Raw genomic sequence first — 17,133 nt, 5'->3', positions numbered from 1 at the left:
TTACTGACGGGGGACGGCCACGCAGTCGTTGCCGTCAAAGCTGACAGATTCGATCAGCTGGGTCTGGGCATTCACCACGAAATTGGTGGTACAGCTGTAGTGCATGACGCCGCCACCGATGCTGCCATCGTAAACCCAGCGCCCCGGCGTTTCGATCACCCGGCTCTGGCCGTTTTCCGTCACGGTAAAGCGGCTGCCTGGCTCGAAACGGCGGTTGTCAAAATATGGCTGCTGCTGGGTATAGGACTTGCTGTAGGTATACAGCGTGTTGCCATTGGGCATGGTCATGCTCTTGCTGGGTGCACCCCATTGCGCCAACAAGGTATTGGCATCCTTGCCCTGCCAGTAATACACCTTCTGTGCATACCCCTCGCGGGTGGGGAAACTGCTGCAGGCGCCGGTGGCAAGCACCAGCAGACAAAGCCAGTAGCGCATGGTTTTTCCTCTTCTCATTCAGCTGTGGTCAGTGTTTTCGGATCAAGCGGCGACCTTGCAGTTCTACCATAAACAGTCGCCACCGGGCAGTCATGCGACCATCGCTGACTGACCATAAAAAAAACGCCACCCGAAGGTGGCGTTTTTGCTGCAGCAAGTGAAACCTGCGATCAGATCATGCCCTTGGACTTCAGCAGTTCGAACATGGTCTTGCCGATTTCGGCCGGGCTGCGGGTGTAGGCGATGCCAGCCTTTTCGAAGGCCTTGAACTTCTCTTCAGCAGTACCCTTGCCGCCAGAGATGATGGCACCGGCGTGGCCCATGCGCTTGCCCTTGGGAGCAGTCACACCGGCGATGTAGCCGACTACCGGCTTGGTCACGTAGGCCTTGGCGAACTCAGCAGCTTCTTCTTCTGCGGTACCACCGATTTCACCGATCATCACGATGGCGTCGGTATCCGGATCGTCCTGGAACAGCTTCAGGGCGTCGATGTGGCTGGTACCCGGGATCGGGTCGCCGCCGATACCGATGCAGGTGGACTGACCCAGACCCAGGGCGGTGGTTTGTGCCACGGCTTCGTAGGTCAGGGTACCGGAACGGGACACGATACCGATGCGGCCCGGATTGTGGATGTGCCACGGCATGATGCCGATCTTGCACTCACCCGGGGTGATGATACCCGGGCAGTTCGGGCCGATCAGGCGGATGCCGGCTTCGTCCACGGCTTTTTTCACGTACAGCATGTCCAGGGTGGGCACGCCTTCGGTGATGCAGACAATCAGCTTCACGCCGCTGTCGATGGCTTCCAGGATGGAATCCTTGGCAAAAGCTGCCGGTACGTAGATGACCGAGGCATCAGCCTGGGTTTGACGCACGGCGTCCTTCATGGTGTTGAACACCGGCTGGCCCAGATGCTCGGAACCGCCCTTGCCCGGGGTAACGCCACCCACAACCTTGGTGCCAACCTTCAGCGCCTGTTCGGCGTGGAAGGTACCATTCTTGCCGGTGAAACCTTGCACCAGCACTTTGGTGTCTTTGTTTACCAATACGCTCATTTTGAAATCCTTATGCGGTGCAGGTGATTAAAGCGCAGCAACGGCAGCGACGATCTTCTCGGCTGCGTCGTTCAGGCCCTGGGCGGAAACCAGCTTCAGGCCGGATTCGTCCAGAATCTTGGCGCCCAGCTCGGCGTTGTTGCCTTCCAGGCGCACAACAACCGGCACGGTCACGTTCACTTCCTTCACCGCGGCGATGATGGCTTCGGCAATCATGTCGCAACGTACAATGCCGCCGAAGATGTTGATCAGCACGCCCTTGACCGAATCATCGGCCAGGATCAGCTTGAAGGCTTCGATCACGCGATCCTTGGTGGCACCACCACCCACGTCCAGGAAGTTGGCCGGCTGGCCACCCTTCAGCTTGATGATGTCCATGGTGGCCATGGCCAGGCCGGCACCGTTCACCATGCAGCCGATATTGCCTTCCAGGGCCACGTAGTTCAGGTCGAATTCAGAAGCTTTCACTTCGCGTTCGTTTTCCTGCGACTTGTCGCGCTGGGCCAGCAGGGCCGGGTGACGGTACAGGGCGTTGGAGTCCAGGTTGATCTTGCCATCAACGCAGGCCAGTTCGCCGTTTTCACGCAGTGCCAGCGGGTTTACTTCGAACAGGGCGAAGTCGTTTTCCACGAAAGCCTGGTAAGCGCCCAGCATCAGCTTGCTGAAGGCAGCGATTTGCGAACCGGACAGACCCAGGGCAAACGCGGCATCACGTGCCTGGAACGGCTGCATGCCGACCAGCGGGTTGATTTCGATCTTGATGATCTTTTCCGGGGTTTCTTCGGCTACTTTTTCGATTTCCACGCCGCCTTCGGTGGACACCATGAACACAACGCGCTGGCTGCCACGGTCCACTACGGCGCCCAGGTACAGTTCGCGCTGTACCGGGTACATGTCTTCGCATACCAATACGCTGTTGACCGGCTGGCCGGCTGCGTCGGTCTGATAGGTCACCAGGTTGGTGCCGATCAGGCTCTTGGCGACTTCAGCGGCTTCTTCGCGGGTCTTGACCACTTTGACACCACCGGCCTTGCCACGGCCACCGGCATGCACCTGGGCCTTGACGACGGCAAACTTGCCGCCCAGTTGGTCATAAGCGGCAGCGGCTTCTTCCGGCGTGGTGGCCAGAATGCCCTTTTGTACCGGCAAGCCGTATTTGGCCAGCAGCTCTTTCGCTTGGTATTCGTGCAGGTTCATCTATGGTTTCCTTTCGGTGGAAATGATGGCGGGCCCTGTCTGGCCAACGTCTCTATTCCTTGGTCGCTTCCTCAACCCTAATGTATCGGGGCGGAACTGTTCTCGCGGCAGCCCCTGCTCCCATACCCTCTTTGCAAATCTGCCCGACAGTTACCGGGCAGATTCATGGGGCCGTGTCATTGTACACGGCCCCGCAGCACTTAGCCGTGCAATGCGCGCTTGTCAGCAGCCAGTGCAGCTTCGTGTACCACTTCCGACAGGCTGGGGTGTGCGTGGACAATGCGGGCCAGGTCTTCGCTGGCGGCCTTGAATTCCATCGACACCACGCCTTCGGTCACCAGCTCGGACACCATCGGGCCGATCATGTGCAGGCCCAGGATGCGGTCGGTCTTGGCATCGGCCAGGATCTTCACCGTGCCTTGTGCCTGACCCAGACCCAGTGCACGACCGTTGGCAGCGAAACCGGAAGTACCCTTCTTGTATTCGATGCCTTCAGCCTTGAGCTGCTCTTCGGTCTTGCCTACCCAGGCGATTTCCGGCGAGGTGTAAATCACCCACGGAATCACGCCGAAATCGACATGCGGCTTCTGGCCGGCAATGCGTTCTGCCACGGCAACGCCTTCTTCGGAAGCCTTGTGGGCCAGCATCGGGCCGCGCACCACGTCGCCAATTGCCCAGATGCCCGGCAGATTGGTGTGGCAGTGGTCGTCCACGGCAACAAAGCCACGCTCGTCCAGTTGCAGGCCAACGGCTTCGGCACCCAGACCGGCGGTGTTCGGCACGCGGCCGATAGAGACGATCAGCTTGTCAAATTCGGCAGCCACGGCTTCGCCGTTCAGCTCGTAGTTGACGGTAACGTGCTTCTTGGTAGCCTTGATTTCGCCAATCTTCACGCCCAGCTTGATGTCCAGACCGGTGTCCTTGGTCAGGGTCTTGAAGGCTTCCTTGGCGATTTGCTGGTCGGCAGCGGCCAGGAAGGTCGGTGCGGCTTCCAGAATGGTCACTTCCGCGCCCAGACGCTTCCACACGCTACCCATTTCCAGACCGATCACACCAGCACCGATCACGCCCAGGCGTTTCGGTACGGCGGTCAGCGCCAGAGCACCTTCGTTGTCCAGCACCATATGGTTGTCGGTGGCCAGACCCGGCAGCTGACGCGGGCTGGAACCGGTGGCGATGATGACGTTGGTGGCTTCCAGTGTATCAACCACTGCGCCGTTGTCGGTGACTTCGATCAGCCACTTGTCGCCCTGACGGCCCTTGAGAGCGGCCAGACCGTGGATGTTGGCAACCTTGTTCTTCTTGAACAGGAAGCTGATACCGGCGGCGTTCTTGCTGATGATGCCGGTCTTGCGTTCCAGCATGGCGGCCACGTCCATCTTGGCACCGGACACGGTGATGCCGTGCTTGGCAAAGTCGTGTTGTACCGCGTGGAAGTTTTCCGAGGACTGCAGCAGCGCCTTGGACGGGATGCAACCCACGTTCAGGCAGGTACCACCCAGCGAAGGCTTGCCTTCCGGGTTTTTGAATGCATCGACGCAAGCGGTATTGAAACCCAGCTGGGCAGCACGAATGGCAGCCACATATCCACCGGGGCCGCCACCGATTACAACTACATCAAACTGTTGGCTCATTGATTTTCCTTGATCAGGATTTACCGACCTTGAACAGCAAGATCCCGAAAGCAATCATGAACACGGCAATGATGAGCTTGCCCACCAGGGTGTAACGGTCTTCGCGGATACCGCGTTGCTGCTTCTTCCAGGTCAGTACCGCAATGGCGACCCCAGCCAGGATGGAAGCTACCGCATACAGCCAGTCAGGCAAAATCATCATTTCTCCGTTCACATTATTCAAAGTGGCCGCAAGACAACTTGCGGCCAACAGACATGACAGACCCGGTATTACAGGTCCAGGATCAGGCGGGCCGGATCTTCAATGGCGTCCTTGATGGCCACCAGGCTCAGTACCGCTTCGCGACCATCGATGATGCGGTGGTCGTACGACTGGGCAAGGTACATCATCGGGCGCACGACAACTTGACCATTCTCAACCACTGCGCGCTCCTTGGTGGCGTGCATGCCCAGAATGGCGGATTGCGGCGGGTTGATGATGGGGGTGGACATCATGGAACCGAAAGTACCGCCGTTGGAGATGGTGTAAGTACCACCGGTCAGTTCTTCCACGGTCAGCTTGCCTTCCTGGGCGCGCTTGCCGAAGTCGGCGATCTGTTTTTCGATTTCGGCCAGGCTCAGCTGGTCGGCATTGCGGATGACCGGAACCACCAGGCCACGCGGGCTGCCAACAGCCACGCCAATGTCGAAGTAACCGTGATAGATGATGTTGTTGCCATCAACGGAAGCATTGACGATGGGGTATTTCTTCAGCGCGGCAACCACGGCCTTGACGAAGAAGCCCATGAAGCCCAGCTTCACGCCGTGTTCTTTCTCGAAGCGGTCCTTGTAACGGGCACGCAGGTCCATCACCGGCTTCATGTTCACTTCGTTGAAGGTGGTGAGGATGGCGTTGGTCTGCTGGCTCATCACCAGACGCTCGGCCACACGCTGACGCAGGCGGGACATCGGCACGCTCTGTTCCGGACGGTCACCCAGTACGGCAGCCACGTTCACGGCAGCCGGGGTAGCGGACAAGGCAACACCGGCGGAAGCCAGTACCGGACCGGCTTGCGACGGAGCAGCGGCAGCAGCCTGTACGTCTTCTTTCAGGACACGACCATCACGACCGGTGCCGGTCACGTTGGCCAGGTTCACGCCGGTTTCGGCAGCCAGCTTGGCAGCGGACGGCATGGCAGCGCCACCCGGTGCAGCAGCCGGAGCAGCTTGTACCGGAGCCGGAGCGGCAGCAGCCGGGGCAGCCGCAACGGCAGCCGGGGCATCGCCAGCCTTGGCGGCGGTGTCGATGCGGGCGATCAGCTGACCGGAAACCACGGTAGCGCCGTCCTGTTCGATGATTTCAACAATCACGCCAGCCTGCGGTGCCGGCAGTTCCAGCACAACCTTGTCGGTTTCCAGGTCGATGACGTTTTCGTCGCGATTGACGAAATCGCCAGCTTTCTTGTGCCAGGTCATCAGCGTGGCTTCGGAAACGGACTCGGGCAGTTGGGGGACTTTGACTTCAATAATCATGTTCTTCTCCAGAGCGGGGCGGTCATCCTGCCGCCCCCGTCAGTGTAATCGTTGTGTTGGCGTGTACTTACTTGGCAATCGTCATGGCTTCTTCGACGAAGGACTTGAGCTGGGCAACGTGCTTGCTCATGTAGCCTACGGCCGGCGAAGCAGAAGACGGACGACCAGCGAACGACAAGAACTGCTTGCCGATCAACAGACCTTCCAGGCGATGGCGGATCTGGTACCAGGCACCCTGGTTACGCGGCTCTTCCTGCACCCACATCACTTCCTTGGCTTGCGGGAACCGTGCCAGTTCGGCGGCTACCTGCTCGGTCGGGAAGGGATACAACTGCTCGATGCGCACGATGGCGATTTCGTCTTCCAGGCCCTTTTCCTTGCGGCCGGCAGCCAGGTCGTAATACACCTGACCGGCACACAGCACCACGCGCTTCACTTTCTTCGGATCCTGCACCACGGCATCGCCGATCACCGGACGGAAGCTGCCGTTGGTGAAGTCTTCGATCGGGCTCATGGAGTCCTTGAAACGCAGCAGGCGCTTGGACAGGAAGATCACCAGCGGCTTGCGGTACGGACGCAGCACCTGACGGCGCAGCATGTGGAACATCTGGCTGGCTTCGGACGGCATCACGATCTGCATATTGTGCTCGGCGCACAGTTGCAGCCAGCGTTCCAGACGGGCGGAGGAGTGTTCCGGACCCTGGCCATCGTAGCCGTGCGGCAGGATGGTGGTCAGGCCGCACAGACGGCCCCACTTGGTTTCGCCGGAGGAAATGAACTGGTCAATCGCCACCTGGGCGCCGTTGGCGAAGTCGCCGAACTGGGCTTCCCAGATCACCAGCTGATCCGGTGCGGAGCAGGCATAGCCGTATTCATAGGCCAGTACCGCTTCTTCGTTCAGGATGGAGTCGATCACCAGGAATTCAGCCTGGTTGTCGGACATATTGCGCAGCGGCACGTAGGAGCCCTGGTCCCAGCGTTCGCGGTTCTGGTCGTGCAGCACGGCGTGACGGTGGGAGAATGTACCACGGCCGGAGTCTTCACCGGACAGGCGGACACCGAAGCCATTGGTCACCAGACTTGCATAGGCCAGGGTCTCGGCCATGCCCCAGTCGGCATTCTGTTCACCGGCGGCCATGGCCTTGCGTGCAGCCAGTACCTTTTGCACGGTGGGATGCAGCTTGAAGCCTTCCGGCAGGGTGGTGAATTTCTCGGTCAGGCGCTGGATGTCGGCGCGCGGCAGCGAAGTGTCGGTCGGGTGTGCCCAGTGGGTGCCCATGTACTGGCTCCAGTCCAGGGCATGTTCGCGCTTGTAGTTGGTGAGCGCGGTCTGTTCCACGTGCTCGCCCTTGTCCAGCGCATCACGGTAGGCCTGGATCAGTGCTTCGGCCTCTTCTGCCTTCAGCACGCCTTCCTGTACCAGACGCTCGGCATACATGGCGCGTACGCCCTGATGCTTGGCAATCTTCTTGTACATCATCGGCTGGGTCAGGAAGGGATCATCACCTTCGTTGTGACCCAGTTTGCGGTAGCAGACCAGATCGATGACCACGTCCTTGTTGAACTGCATGCGGTAGTCCAGCGCAGCCTGCATCACGTAGCAGACGGCTTCCGGATCATCACCGTTGACGTGGAAGATCGGCGCTTCAACCATCTTGGCCACGTCGGTACAGTACAGGGTGGAACGCATGTCGCGCGTGTCCGAGGTGGTGAAACCTACCTGGTTGTTGATCACGATGTGGATGGTGCCACCGGTACCGTAGCCGCGGGTTTGCGACAGGTTGAAAGTACCCTGGTTGACACCCAGGCCGCCAAAGGCGGAGTCACCGTGAATCAGTACCGGCACGGCGCACTTGCGCTCGCTGTCCTTGCGGCGGTCCTGACGGGCGCGTACCGAGCCTTCTACCACCGGGTTTACGATTTCAAGGTGCGAGGGGTTGAACGCCAGCGACACATGCATCGGACCACTGGCAGTGGGGATGTCGGAGGAGAAGCCCATGTGGTACTTCACGTCGCCGGAGGCCATTTGCTGGGCGGCCTTGCCTTCGAATTCGGCAAACAGGTCGCGCGGCAGCTTGCCCAGGGTGTTCACCAGCACGTTCAGACGGCCACGGTGGGCCATGCCGATGATCAGTTCCTGCACGCCAACCGCAGTGGCGTTGTGGATCAGGTGGTCCAGCGCAGCAATGGTGGATTCGCCACCTTCCAGCGAGAAGCGTTTCTGGCCAACGTATTTGGTATGCAGATAGCGCTCCAGGGTCTCGGCCGCGGTGATCTGCTTGAGGATGCGCATTTTCTTGGCGGCATCGTAGCGCGGGGTGGACAGATCGCCTTCAAAGCGCTTCTGTACCCAGTGCTTTTCGTCCGACTTGGTGATGTGCATGAATTCCAGACCGATATTGCCGCAATAGGTCTGTTTCAGACGCGACAGGATATCGGACAGCGGCAGCTTTTGCGGTGCCACCAGCGAACCCACATTGAACTGTACCGCCATGTCGGCATCGGTCAGGCCGTGCTTGTGCGGATCCAGCTCTTGCAGGGTAGCCTGGTCCATACGCTTGAGCGGGTCGAGATTGGCCTGACGGGAACCCAGTACGCGGTAGGCCGAAATCAGCTTCAGCACGCCCACCTGCTTCTGCATGGTTTCCCATTCGCCGCCAGTGGTGTTGCGCGGGCCGCTGGCCGGTTTCTTGGCCAGTTGAATGAAGGATTCCTGGATGGGCATGTGCGGTACATCGCGCTCGGCGGCACCCGGTGCCTGTGCCAGCTTGTCGAAGTAGTCGCGCCATTCGGCCGGAACCGAATTCGCATCAGCGAGGTACTGTTCGTACAGTTCCTCGATGAACGGTGCATTCCCACCGAACAGGTAGGAATGACTGTACATGGATTGCATCATTATTCGACCCTTTGTTTTATCTACGTACGTGTCTACGTTTGGCTACATTGCTGCGTGGAGAAAGCGTTGTGGAAAAGACGCAAGAAGGGCTTTGGCAGGGCAAATCCGTCTCCGTTTTTTCCGCAGCGCTCTATCGGCATCTGTCGTTAAACTGCTGACTGTATTCTGTAAGACAAGGTAAAAAGTTGGCCGAAACGTGTCCGGCCAACTCGTCACTGCCTGATTAGCGCTTGTCGATATCGACAATGTCGCGGCGCGGTGCGCCGGTGTACAGCTGACGCGGACGGCCGATCTTCATGGCCGGGTCGGCGATCATCTCGCTCCAGTGCGCGATCCAGCCCACGGTACGTGCCAGGGCGAAGATCGGGGTGAACATCGAAACCGGAATGCCGATGGCAGACAGTACGATGCCGGAGTAGAAGTCGACGTTCGGGTACAGCTTGCGCTCGATGAAGTACGGGTCTTCCAGGGCGATCTTTTCCAGTGCCATGGCCAGCTTGAACTTCGGATCGTTGTGCAGGCCCAGTTCGTTCAGCACTTCGTCGCAGGTCTGCTTCATGATGGCGGCGCGCGGGTCCATGTTCTTGTACACGCGGTGGCCAAAGCCCATCAGCTTGTAACGCTTGTCCTTCACGCCTTGCATGAAGTCGGCCACGTTGTCCACGCTGCCGATTTCGTCCAGCATTTTCAGTACGGCTTCGTTGGCGCCACCGTGGGACGGACCCCACAGGCAGGCGATACCGGCAGCGATACATGCGAACGGGTTGGCACCGGAGGAACCAGCCAGACGCACGGTGGAGGTGGAAGCGTTCTGCTCGTGGTCGGCGTGCAGGGTGAAGATGCGGTCCAGCGCGCGGGCCAGAACCGGGTTCACCTTGTACTCTTCACACGGGGTGGAGAACATCATGTGCAGGAAGTTTTCCGCATAGGTCAGGCCGTTTTTCGGGTAGGAGAACGGCAGGCCCTTGTTGTAGCGGTAGGCTTGTGCGGCGATGGTCGGCAGCTTGGCCACCAGACGGTGGGCAGAGATGCGACGGTGTTCCGGATTGGTGATGTCCAGCGAGTCGTGGTAGAAGGCAGACAGCGCGCCAACCACACCCACCATTACAGCCATCGGGTGTGCGTCACGACGGAAGCCCTTGAACAGGCTCATCAGCTGGTCGTGCAGCATGTTGTGGCGCATCACGCCACGTTCGAATTCCTTGCGCTGGGCTGCGGTCGGCAGGTCGCCGTTCAGCAGCAGGTAGCACACTTCCAGATAGTCGCTCTTTTCAGCCAGCTGCTCGATCGGATAGCCGCGGTAGTAGAGCTGACCCAGATCACCGTCGATGAAGGTGATGGCGGACTCACAGCTGGCGGTGGCCAGGAAGCCCGGGTCAAAGGTGAACATGCCGGTCTTGGAGAAGGCACGGATATCGACGACATCCGGACCCAGAGTGCCGGACAGTACCGGCATTTCCAGTGTGTCCTTGCCCTCGTTGTAAGCGAGCGTCACTTTGCGGTTAGTTTCCACAGCAATACTCCCAGTCAGTTTTGTGGTGTTGTAATCGTTTTTGGGCCCTGCAGCCTGCAACTCAAACCGAGCGCAGGATCTCGATGATGGCGGCTTCTTCCGGATCGTCCAGGTCAGCCTTGCCGTTCACCACATCCAGGAAGTCGGTGTCGGGCAAATCGAGAATACGCTTGTAGGCGTCGATCTCCGCCGGGGAGAGTGAATCGAAGCGCTGGGCAAAAAACCGCTCCAGCACCAGATCCAGCTCCAGCAAGCCCCGGCGGGACCGCCAACGGATCCGCTTGAGTTCAATCGGATCGTAAGCGGTCATACTGCACGCTTGACCATCAGGTCTTTGATCTTGCCGATTGCCTTGGTGGGGTTCAGGCCCTTGGGGCAAACATCGACACAGTTCATGATGGTGTGGCAACGGAACAGTCGGTACGGATCTTCCAGATTGTCCAGACGTTCGTTGATGGCGGTGTCGCGGGTATCGGCAATGAAGCGATAGGCTGCGAGCAGGCCGGCCGGGCCAACGAATTTGTCCGGGTTCCACCAGAACGACGGGCAGCTGGTGGAGCAGCAGGCGCACAGAATGCACTCGTACAGGCCGTTGAGTTCTTCACGGTCTTCCGGGCTTTGCAGGCGCTCGCGTTCCGGCGGCGGCGTGTCGTTGATCACGTACGGCTTGATCGAGTGGTATTGCTTGAAGAACTGGGTCATGTCGACGATCAGGTCACGCACCACCGGCAGGCCCGGCAACGGACGCAGCTCGATCGGCTGTTTCAGATCGCGGAAATCGGTCAGACAGGCCAGACCGTTCTTGCCGTTGATGTTCATGGCGTCAGAGCCACACACACCCTCGCGGCAGGAACGACGGAAGGTGATGGTGTCATCCTTCACCTTCAGCTTGGTCAGCGCATCCAGCAACTTGCGGTCGGTGGAATCCAGCTCCACGCTGATGTCCTGCATGTAGGGCTTGGCATCCTTGTCCGGATCGTAACGGTAGATGCGGAATTTGACGGTTTCTGTAGTCATCTTGTTCAAGCCCTTAGTAGGAACGTGTCTTCAGAGCAATGGTGTCGACAGTCAGCGGCTGCAGGTTCACCGGCTTGTATTCCAGACGGTTGCCTTCGCGGCTCCACAGGGTGTGCTTCAGCCAGTTGGCATCGTCACGGCCGTTCGGGGTTTCCGGTGTATCCGGTGCATCGTCACGCACGTGTGCGCCGCGCGATTCGGTACGGGCATTGGCCGAGATCATGGTGGCCTTGGCCACTTCGATCAGGTTTTCCAGCTCCAGTGCCTCGATGCGGGCCATGTTGAACACGCTGGATTTGTCGGAAATTTCGGTCTGTTGAACCATCTTTTCCACTTCCAGAATCTTCTCAACGCCCTGAGCCAGCATGTCCTTGAAGCGGAACACGCCGCAGTGCGCCTGCATGGTGCGCTGCATGGCGGTACGGGCATCGTTGACGGCCACGCCATTGGTCTGCTTGTTCAGACGCTCTACACGGGCAACCGAACGCTCTACGTCGGCGGTGGCCAGTTGCGGCAGTTCCAGCGGCTGTTGCTTGATGAAGTCGATCATCGAGTTGGCCGAGCTCTTGCCGAACACCAGCAGGTCGAGCAGGGAGTTGGTACCCAGGCGGTTGGCACCGTGCACCGAGGCGCAAGCGCATTCGCCAGCGGCGTAGAAGCCATGTACCGGTTTGCCTTCCACCACCACTTCACCGTGGTAGTTGGTGGGGATGCCACCCATCTGGTAGTGACAGGTCGGCACTACCGGAATCGGGGCCTTGATCGGGTCCACACCGGCAAACTTGATGGAAATTTCACGGATGCCCGGCAGCTTGGACATGATCACTTCGGGGTCGAGGTGAGTGATGTCCAGCAGCACGTGATCCTTGTTCGGGCCGCAACCACGGCCTTCGTTGATCTCGGTCACCATGGCACGGGACACTACGTCACGCGAAGCCAGATCCTTGGCATTCGGTGCATAGCGTTCCATGAAGCGTTCACCCGCGCTGTTGCGCAGGATGCCGCCTTCGCCGCGTACACCTTCGGTAATCAGTACACCGGCACCGGCAACGCCAGTGGGGTGGAATTGCCAGAATTCCATGTCTTCCAGCGGGATGCCGGCACGTGCGGCCATGCCCAGACCATCACCGGTGTTGATGAAGGCATTGGTGGAAGAAGCATAGATACGACCGGCGCCGCCAGTAGCAAACAGGGTGGCCTTGGCCTGGAACACCACGATTTCCGAGGTTTCCATTTCCATGGCAACAACGCCTTGCACATTGCCGTCGGCATCACGAATCAGGTCCAGTGCCATCCACTCTACAAAGAAGTGGGTATTGGCACGCACATTGCGCTGGTACAGCGCGTGCAACATGGCATGACCGGTACGGTCGGCAGCAGCACAGGCGCGACGCACCGGCTTTTCACCGAAGTTGGACATGTGACCGCCGAACGGACGCTGGTAGATGGTGCCATCAGCGTTACGGTCGAACGGCATGCCGTAGTGTTCCAGCTCGGTCACCACCTTCGGTGCCTCGCGGCACATGAATTCGATGGCATCCTGGTCACCCAGCCAGTCCGAACCCTTTACGGTGTCGTACATGTGCCAGGTCCAGTGATCTTCCTCGGAGTTACCCAGAGAGGCGGACACACCGCCCTGCGCCGCTACGGTATGCGAGCGGGTGGGAAATACCTTGGACAGAACGGCAGTCTTCAGGCCAGCTTCGGACAGCTGCAGGGCGGCACGCATGCCGGCACCACCTGCGCCAACGATTACTGCATCAAAATGACGAACAGGTACGCCCATTACAGCCCCCAGACAACTTTAACGGAATAGATGAAACAGGACACCAGCCACACGATGGTGAAGGCATGCAGCGCCAGGCGCAGGCCGGTCGGCTTGATGTAGTCCATCCACACATCGCGAATACCAACCCATACGTGCAGGAACACTGCCAGCAAGGTGGTCTGGGTCAGTACCTGAACCCAGGTTTGCGCGAAGAAGTCTTTCCAGCCGGCATAGCTGGACGGCATGGTCAGCAGGAACAGTGCCAGAGCTACGGTATAGATCACCATGATGGTGGCCGTCACGCGCTGCATGACCCAGTCGCGCAAACCGTAGTGAGCGCCGATGACAGAGCGGTTTACCATAGTGCTACTCCCAGAATCAGAGTCAGAGCCAGGCTCACCACCACAACAGTCTTGGCGGTAGCGCGAGCGGTTTGCAGTTCCAGACCCTTATGGATATCCAGGAACAGGAAACGGATACCGGCACAGAAGTGATGCATGTAGGCCCACAGCAAGCCGATGAGGATGATCTTCATCAGCGGGTGCGCGACTACGGCACGGTAGGTTTCAAAGGACTCTGCTGAACTGAGCGAACCATGTAGGAGGTAGATCAACAGCGGGAGGGAAAAGAAGAGCGCCACACCACTGACCCGGTGCAAGATCGAGACGATGCCCGGGATGGGCAGTCTGATCGTGGCCAGATCCAGGTGCTTCGGTCGTTGCTTCTGCATATGGCTTCCTTGGATGTATTTGAACCAAGTGGTTATCTCCGGGCCCCTGTCTGGAAGCCCGCCTGAAAGGTCCGCCCTTGTAGAAACCGGGTGGTCCCCTTCAATACTTAAACATCATGCTGCCCGATGCTGCAGGGCAATATGATCTGGAAATTCTAGCAAAAATCACCCGGCTACTGACCGTTTTTTGCCTGACAAGCGACATTTGCATGCCGGCAGGCGACATCAGCAGCCCTTTTGCAGCAGCGCCAGGTCCCGACTCAGGCAGTAGCGCTGCCGCCATTCAACCCGCTCTCCAACTGACGAAAAGGTCAGTCGAAGCATACTCAACACCGGCTCTTCCAGTGCCGCCCCGGACAGGCCAAGCAGGTTGGCATCCTCACGCGGCAGCATCACTGCACGGTATTGCTCACGACTCTCAACCACTCTTACTCCGAAGCGCTGCTGCAAGGTGGCATACACACCAACACCAGACCTGAACCAGCGCGCTTCCATACCATCGAAGCGCTCGGCAGGCAGATAAGCCTCATCCAGCGCCACCGGCCTGCCCTGCCCGCGCCACAACTGGCGCACCCGGAACATCGGCGCATGCCGACGCAACTGCAAGGCCACCGCCATGTCATCGCTGGCATTCATCCGGGAGATGGCCAGAAACTCGCAACTAAGGCGATCCGGCACTTCGTCAAACACACCGGGCGACTGCAGCAAGGCATTACCCCAGTCACTGAGCACCGGAGCAACAAATGTCCCCTTGCCTTGCTGGCGGTAAAGCAGACCATCGGCCACCAACTCGCTCAGCGCCTTGCGGACCGTTCCCTGGCTGACGGACATCTCATCAGCCAGATCCCACTCACTGGGCAAGGCATCATGCTCCAGCCACTCGCCTTCGGCGATACGACGCAGTAAAAACTGCTTGATTTGCACATACAGCGGCTGTCGACGTGGGGCATTTGCAATCATGTAGTGGCTTTGTATCATCAAACAAATCAAGCGTAAAGGGATGTCTTATATAAGACACAAGAGTAAAACCAGCATATCAGAATTTCTGATGGGGATTCCAGCCCCACATGGTCTACACTCCGTGATACACTCGCTTCACACTTATAGTGCAGAGCAACATCTGCTATTTGAGACAGTCTCGGATATCTAAAGGAGAGTCCACCAATGAAAGCTCCCGTTCGCGTTGCCGTTACCGGCGCTGCTGGTCAGATTGGCTACAGCCTGCTGTTCCGTATCGCCAGTGGTGAAATGCTGGGCAAAGACCAGCCGGTCATCCTGCAACTGCTCGACCTGCCACAAGCCCAGACCGCCGTTAAAGGCGTGATGATGGAACTGGAAGACTGTGCCTTCCCGCTGCTGGCCGGCATGGTTGCCACCGACGATCCGAACGTCGCTTTCAAGGACGCTCAAGTAGCCCTGCTGGTGGGCGCGCGTCCGCGTAGCAAAGGCATGGAACGCAAGGACCTGCTGGAAGCCAACGGCGCCATCTTCACCGTTCAGGGCAAGGCACTGAACGACCACGCCGACCGCAATGTCCGCGTTCTGGTGGTTGGCAACCCGGCCAACACCAATGCCTGGATCGCCATGAAGAGCGCTCCGGACCTGAACCCGAAAAATTTCACCGCCATGTTGCGTCTGGACCACAACCGCGCCCTGTCGCAAATCGCTGCCAAGACTGGCAAGCCGGTTTCCGCCATCAAGGACCTAGCTGTATGGGGTAACCACTCCCCGACCATGTACGCCGACTACCGCTTCGCCACCATCGATGGCCAGTCGGTAAAAGCCATGATCAACGACGAAGCCTGGAACCGTGATGTATTCCTGCCGACCGTTGGCAAGCGTGGTGCCGCCATCATCGAAGCACGTGGCCTGTCCTCTGCTGCTTCCGCTGCCAACGCCGCCATCGACCACATCCACGACTGGGTGCTGGGCAGCAATGGCAAGTGGGTGACCATGGGCATTCCGTCCGACGGTTCCTACGGCATTCCGGAAGGCGTGATGTACGGCTTCCCGGTTGTATGCGAAAATGGCGAGTACAAGATCGTTCAAGGCTTGGAAGTGGACGAGTTCAGCCGCGAACGCATGAACTTCACCCTGGCCGAGCTGGAAGAAGAGCGCGCAGCTGTCGCTCACCTGTTTGGCTAAGACTTAGCCAGATCAGCGAAAAGCGCACCGCATGGTGCGCTTTTTGTGTTTGATCAATACCGCCAAGCATATTTGAATTTACTAATACAGACTGCTAACTGGAGCAAGAGCATGATTGAAGTTGAAGTCCTGAACCAGATCGCGGCCACGATTGAAAACCTGGCCGAACGCGCCGCCGATATTCGGGGGTATCTTTGACTACGACGGTAAAAAAGACCGTCTGGAAGAAGTAAGCCGCCTTACCGAAGACCCTGATATCTGGAACGACCCCAAGCGCGCACAGGAACTGGGCCGCGAACGCAAGCAGCTGGAAGACGTGGTACTGGTGCTGGACAGCATCAATGCCAGCATTGCCGATGGCCGCGAACTGCTGGAAATGGGCAAGAGCGAAGAGGATGACGAAACCATTCTCGCCGTGCAGTCCGACATGGAAGAAGTCGAAGCCAAGGTGGCCAAGATGGAATTCCGCCGTATGTTCCACGACCCGATGGACCCGAACAACTGCTTCCTGGACATCCAGGCTGGTGCCGGTGGCACCGAGGCACAGGACTGGGCCGGCATGCTGTTGCGCATGTACACCCGCTATGCCGAGCGCAAGGGCTTCAAGGTAGACGTGCTGGAAGTATCCGAAGGCGAAGTGGCCGGCATCAGCAGCGCCACGCTGAAGATCGAGGGCGAATACGCCTACGGCCTGCTGCGTACCGAAGTGGGCGTTCACCGCCTGGTGCGCGTATCGCCGTTTGACTCCAACGCCCGTCGCCACACCTCGTTCTCCTCGGTATTCGTATACCCGGAAGTGGACGACAGCTTCGAGATCGACATCAACCCGGCTGATCTGCGTATCGACACCTATCGCGCCTCCGGTGCCGGTGGTCAGCACATTAACAAGACGGACTCGGCCGTACGTATCACCCACTTGCCCACCAATACCGTGGTGCAGTGCCAGAACGACCGCTCGCAGCACCGCAACCGCGACGAAGCCATGCAGATGCTGCGTGCCAAGCTGTACGAGCTGGAGCTGAAAAAGCGCAACGAGGCCAAGCAGGCGCTGGAAGACACCAAGACCGATGTGGGCTGGGGTCACCAGATCCGCTCCTACGTGTTCGACCAGTCCCGCATCAAGGACCTGCGTACCAGCCATGAAGTGGGCAATATCAAGGGCGTCATGGATGGCGACCTGGACGGCTTTATTGAAGCCAGTCTGAAACAGGGCGTGTAAACGTCCGGGCCG

The 17,133-nt window shown here is 59.0% G+C and carries 16 protein-coding genes; 2 read left to right on the top strand and 14 right to left on the bottom strand.

What is annotated here, in order from left to right; genetic code table 11:
• From ACE3SE_RS08615 to ACE3SE_RS08550, 14 genes are all read right to left on the bottom strand, one after another.
• On the bottom strand, positions 1 to 435 hold the full coding sequence (locus ACE3SE_RS08615; protein ID WP_374554644.1) for a hypothetical protein: 435 nt from the start codon (positions 433 to 435) through the stop codon (positions 1 to 3).
• Positions 436 to 605: 170 nt separating this feature from the next.
• Positions 606 to 1,490 carry a succinate--CoA ligase subunit alpha gene (sucD, locus tag ACE3SE_RS08610; protein WP_374554642.1) on the bottom strand — a complete coding sequence of 295 codons (885 nt, stop codon included), beginning with the start codon at positions 1,488 to 1,490 and terminating at the stop codon, positions 606 to 608.
• Positions 1,491 to 1,517: 27 nt separating this feature from the next.
• Complete coding sequence (gene sucC, locus ACE3SE_RS08605; protein WP_045845616.1) at positions 1,518 to 2,687, bottom strand: ADP-forming succinate--CoA ligase subunit beta; 1,170 nt, start codon at positions 2,685 to 2,687, stop codon at positions 1,518 to 1,520.
• A gap of 200 nt (positions 2,688 to 2,887) precedes the next feature.
• Complete coding sequence (gene lpdA / locus ACE3SE_RS08600; RefSeq protein ID WP_045845615.1) at positions 2,888 to 4,321, bottom strand: dihydrolipoyl dehydrogenase; 1,434 nt, start codon at positions 4,319 to 4,321, stop codon at positions 2,888 to 2,890.
• Positions 4,322 to 4,334: 13 nt separating this feature from the next.
• The gene (locus ACE3SE_RS08595) at positions 4,335 to 4,523 is read right to left on the bottom strand and encodes a hypothetical protein (RefSeq protein WP_059287349.1); all 189 of its coding nucleotides are present in this window, start codon (positions 4,521 to 4,523) and stop codon (positions 4,335 to 4,337) included.
• Positions 4,524 to 4,591: 68 nt separating this feature from the next.
• On the bottom strand, positions 4,592 to 5,833 hold the full coding sequence (odhB, locus tag ACE3SE_RS08590; protein WP_045845613.1) for a 2-oxoglutarate dehydrogenase complex dihydrolipoyllysine-residue succinyltransferase: 1,242 nt from the start codon (positions 5,831 to 5,833) through the stop codon (positions 4,592 to 4,594).
• A 67-nt stretch (positions 5,834 to 5,900) separates the two neighbouring features.
• Positions 5,901 to 8,729, bottom strand: coding sequence for a 2-oxoglutarate dehydrogenase E1 component (locus ACE3SE_RS08585; protein ID WP_131355457.1), 2,829 nt, complete (start codon positions 8,727 to 8,729; stop codon positions 5,901 to 5,903).
• Positions 8,730 to 8,952: 223 nt separating this feature from the next.
• Positions 8,953 to 10,242 carry a citrate synthase gene (gltA, locus tag ACE3SE_RS08580; protein WP_062790705.1) on the bottom strand — a complete coding sequence of 430 codons (1,290 nt, stop codon included), beginning with the start codon at positions 10,240 to 10,242 and terminating at the stop codon, positions 8,953 to 8,955.
• A gap of 61 nt (positions 10,243 to 10,303) precedes the next feature.
• Entirely contained in the window at positions 10,304 to 10,552 is a 249-nt protein-coding gene (locus ACE3SE_RS08575; RefSeq protein ID WP_045845611.1) for an FAD assembly factor SdhE, read from the bottom strand.
• A complete protein-coding gene (locus tag ACE3SE_RS08570) occupies positions 10,549 to 11,259 on the bottom strand; it encodes a succinate dehydrogenase iron-sulfur subunit (RefSeq protein WP_045845610.1) in 711 nt (236 codons plus the stop codon). The genes ACE3SE_RS08575 and ACE3SE_RS08570 overlap by 4 nt, the downstream gene beginning before the upstream one ends.
• A 13-nt stretch (positions 11,260 to 11,272) precedes the next feature.
• On the bottom strand, positions 11,273 to 13,045 hold the full coding sequence (gene sdhA, locus ACE3SE_RS08565; protein WP_374554638.1) for a succinate dehydrogenase flavoprotein subunit: 1,773 nt from the start codon (positions 13,043 to 13,045) through the stop codon (positions 11,273 to 11,275).
• Positions 13,045 to 13,389, bottom strand: coding sequence for a succinate dehydrogenase, hydrophobic membrane anchor protein (gene sdhD / locus ACE3SE_RS08560; protein ID WP_045845608.1), 345 nt, complete (start codon positions 13,387 to 13,389; stop codon positions 13,045 to 13,047). Before sdhD ends, sdhA begins: the two co-directional genes overlap by 1 nt.
• Entirely contained in the window at positions 13,383 to 13,757 is a 375-nt protein-coding gene (gene sdhC, locus ACE3SE_RS08555; RefSeq protein WP_045845607.1) for a succinate dehydrogenase, cytochrome b556 subunit, read from the bottom strand. Before sdhC ends, sdhD begins: the two co-directional genes overlap by 7 nt.
• Positions 13,758 to 13,982: 225 nt before the next feature.
• A complete protein-coding gene (locus ACE3SE_RS08550) occupies positions 13,983 to 14,717 on the bottom strand; it encodes a GntR family transcriptional regulator (protein WP_374554636.1) in 735 nt (244 codons plus the stop codon).
• Positions 14,718 to 14,921: 204 nt separating this feature from the next.
• Here ACE3SE_RS08550 and ACE3SE_RS08545 point away from each other — a divergent pair, with 204 nt between their 5' ends.
• Complete coding sequence (locus ACE3SE_RS08545) at positions 14,922 to 15,902, top strand: malate dehydrogenase (protein WP_045845606.1); 981 nt, start codon at positions 14,922 to 14,924, stop codon at positions 15,900 to 15,902.
• Between the two features lie 111 nt (positions 15,903 to 16,013).
• Positions 16,014 to 17,121 (top strand): peptide chain release factor 2 gene (gene prfB, locus ACE3SE_RS08540; RefSeq protein ID WP_131355459.1). Its coding sequence is split into 2 segments (ribosomal slippage): positions 16,014 to 16,097 and positions 16,099 to 17,121, totalling 1,107 coding nucleotides; the frame shifts between segments, so codons are not numbered across the junction.
• Positions 17,122 to 17,133: the final 12 nt, after the last annotated feature.

It is taken from the genome of Aquitalea pelogenes, assembly GCF_041914625.1.
GTDB lineage: Bacteria > Pseudomonadota > Gammaproteobacteria > Burkholderiales > Chromobacteriaceae > Aquitalea > Aquitalea pelogenes.
The sequence above is the reverse complement of the archived record's forward strand: the minus strand, read 5'-3'. Positions and strand labels throughout refer to the sequence as shown.

Excerpts from the sequence above, each read along its gene's own strand:
- ACE3SE_RS08550 (WP_374554636.1), bottom strand. The coding sequence starts at position 14,717 with ATGATTGCAAATGCCCCACGTCGACAGCCGCTGTATGTGCAAATCAAG.
- ACE3SE_RS08575 (WP_045845611.1), bottom strand. The coding sequence starts at position 10,552 with ATGACCGCTTACGATCCGATTGAACTCAAGCGGATCCGTTGGCGGTCC.
- ACE3SE_RS08595 (WP_059287349.1), bottom strand. The coding sequence starts at position 4,523 with ATGATGATTTTGCCTGACTGGCTGTATGCGGTAGCTTCCATCCTGGCT.
- ACE3SE_RS08585 (WP_131355457.1), bottom strand. The coding sequence starts at position 8,729 with ATGATGCAATCCATGTACAGTCATTCCTACCTGTTCGGTGGGAATGCA.
- sucD (WP_374554642.1), bottom strand. The coding sequence starts at position 1,490 with ATGAGCGTATTGGTAAACAAAGACACCAAAGTGCTGGTGCAAGGTTTC.
- ACE3SE_RS08570 (WP_045845610.1), bottom strand. The coding sequence starts at position 11,259 with ATGACTACAGAAACCGTCAAATTCCGCATCTACCGTTACGATCCGGAC.
- lpdA (WP_045845615.1), bottom strand. The coding sequence starts at position 4,321 with ATGAGCCAACAGTTTGATGTAGTTGTAATCGGTGGCGGCCCCGGTGGA.
- ACE3SE_RS08545 (WP_045845606.1), top strand. The coding sequence starts at position 14,922 with ATGAAAGCTCCCGTTCGCGTTGCCGTTACCGGCGCTGCTGGTCAGATT.
- ACE3SE_RS08615 (WP_374554644.1), bottom strand. The coding sequence starts at position 435 with ATGCGCTACTGGCTTTGTCTGCTGGTGCTTGCCACCGGCGCCTGCAGC.
- odhB (WP_045845613.1), bottom strand. The coding sequence starts at position 5,833 with ATGATTATTGAAGTCAAAGTCCCCCAACTGCCCGAGTCCGTTTCCGAA.
- sdhA (WP_374554638.1), bottom strand. The coding sequence starts at position 13,045 with ATGGGCGTACCTGTTCGTCATTTTGATGCAGTAATCGTTGGCGCAGGT.
- sucC (WP_045845616.1), bottom strand. The coding sequence starts at position 2,687 with ATGAACCTGCACGAATACCAAGCGAAAGAGCTGCTGGCCAAATACGGC.
- sdhD (WP_045845608.1), bottom strand. The coding sequence starts at position 13,389 with ATGGTAAACCGCTCTGTCATCGGCGCTCACTACGGTTTGCGCGACTGG.
- sdhC (WP_045845607.1), bottom strand. The coding sequence starts at position 13,757 with ATGCAGAAGCAACGACCGAAGCACCTGGATCTGGCCACGATCAGACTG.